This window comes from Bacillus sp. JJ1127 (genome assembly GCF_036965845.1).
GTDB lineage: Bacteria > Bacillota > Bacilli > Bacillales > Bacillaceae_G > Bacillus_A.
Window position 1 is genome coordinate 1 of the sequence record NZ_JBALQK010000404.1, and the last position, 1,844, is coordinate 1,844.

Annotated in this window: 2 protein-coding genes; both read right to left on the minus strand. The window is 36.9% G+C overall.

What is annotated here, in order from left to right:
- Positions 1–67: 67 nt before the first annotated feature.
- A complete protein-coding gene (locus V7183_RS25160) occupies positions 68–463 on the minus strand; it encodes a cytidine deaminase (protein WP_097899397.1) in 396 nt (131 codons plus the stop codon).
- Between the two features lie 39 nt (positions 464–502).
- Positions 503–1,804: a pyrimidine-nucleoside phosphorylase gene (locus tag V7183_RS25165; RefSeq protein ID WP_097899398.1), complete on the minus strand. Its 1,302-nt coding sequence runs from the start codon at positions 1,802–1,804 to the stop codon at positions 503–505.
- Positions 1,805–1,844: the final 40 nt, after the last annotated feature.

The following is a 1,844-nucleotide window of genomic DNA, read 5'->3' on the forward strand; positions in this document are numbered from 1 at the left end:
GATGTATATAGAGCTGGCTCTATATACATCATAGTTAATTTTTAATTTTTAATCTTTATGATTATAACTAGACTAAATCCTCTATCGAAAATGCACCTGGCAGCAATTGCTCAACTGTTACTTCTTTTTCATCACCTTTTAAGTTTGTCAATAACACTGGCATTTTAGGATCACAGAACTCCGCGATGACTTGTCTACAAGCTCCACATGGTGAAATCGGCCCATCTGTTTTACCCGTGATTACCAAATAACTAAACTCGCGCTCCCCTTCTGATACTGCTTTAAATATTGCTGTTCTTTCGGCACAATTACATAAACCGTAAGAAGCATTTTCTATATTACAACCTGTATAAATTTTACCTTCTTTCGTAACTAACGCTGCACCAACAGGAAACTTTGAATATGGAATATAAGCTTTTTCTAACATCTTTGTCGCTTCTTCAATGTATCTTTTTTTATCCATGTGATTTCCTCCTCAAAGCAAATTCAATCCTATGAATGATTAATCAGTTATAATTGTATGAATTAATTTAGGAGTTTCCGCCTTTTCTGCTATAGAAATGTTTTCATAAATTTTAGCTTTTACATCTTCCACGTTTTCACGATTTGCATGAATCGTAACAAGTGGTTCCCCTTCTTTTACAGCTTCGCCAACTTTTTTACGCAGCATTAAACCAACCGCTAAATCAATTTCATCCTCTTTTGTTGCACGGCCTGCTCCTAAAAGCATAGCAGCAATACCAATTTCATCTGCCACAATGTTAGACACAACACCTGAAGTTTTAGCTGGCACATCAATTACATATTTTGCTTGTGGTAACTTTTCTGGATGATCTACAATCGAGCTATCTCCACCTTGATTGTGTAAGAACTCTTTAAATTTCTCAATCGCTTTTCCATTCTTCATAACTTCTTTCAACATTTCACGAGCTTCTTCTAATGTATCAGCTTTTTTACCAAGTACAACCATTTGGCTTCCTAATACAAGTACCAACTCTGTTAAGTCTTCTGGCCCTTCCCCTTTTAGCGTATCAATTGCTTCCTTCACTTCAAGAGCATTACCAATCGCAAAGCCAAGCGGTTGGGACATGTCTGAAATAACAGCCATTGTTTGACGACCAACATTATTTCCGATTCGTACCATTGCATGCGCTAATTTTTTCGCATCCTCTTCTGTTTTCATAAATGCACCAGCACCTGTCTTAACATCAAGAACAATTGCATCAGCACCAGCTGCAATTTTTTTACTCATAATCGAACTTGCGATTAATGGGATCGAATTCACAGTTCCGGTAACATCACGTAGTGCATATATTTTTTTGTCAGCAGGAGTTAAATTTCCTGTTTGCCCAATAACTGCAACCTTATCACGATTCACTAAATCAATAAATTGCTCTTTCGTAATCTCAACATGGAACCCTTCTACTGCTTCTAATTTATCAATCGTACCACCTGTATGCCCTAGACCACGTCCAGACATTTTTGCAACTGGTACATCTAAAGCAGCTACTAATGGTCCTAAAACTAATGTTGTTGTATCACCAACACCGCCAGTTGAATGTTTATCTACTTTAACCCCTTCGATTTCTGATAAATCAATTGTTTCCCCAGACTCAACCATAGCCATCGTTAAATCCGCACGTTCACGATCAGACATGTCTTGGAAAAAGATCGCCATTGCCAATGCACTCACTTGATAATCAGGTATTGATCCATCTGTATATCCTTTAATAAAGAAGCGAATTTCCTCTGTTGTTAGCTCTTTACCATCACGTTTTTTCGCAATAATATCTACCATTCTCATCCTAATCACCAATCCTTTTTGTTTTATATAAATCCATTTT

Coding starts and splice junctions, on each gene's coding strand:
- V7183_RS25160 (WP_097899397.1), bottom strand. CDS start 463: ATGGATAAAAAAAGATACATTGAAGAAGCGACAAAGATGTTAGAAAAA.
- V7183_RS25165 (WP_097899398.1), bottom strand. CDS start 1,804: ATGAGAATGGTAGATATTATTGCGAAAAAACGTGATGGTAAAGAGCTA.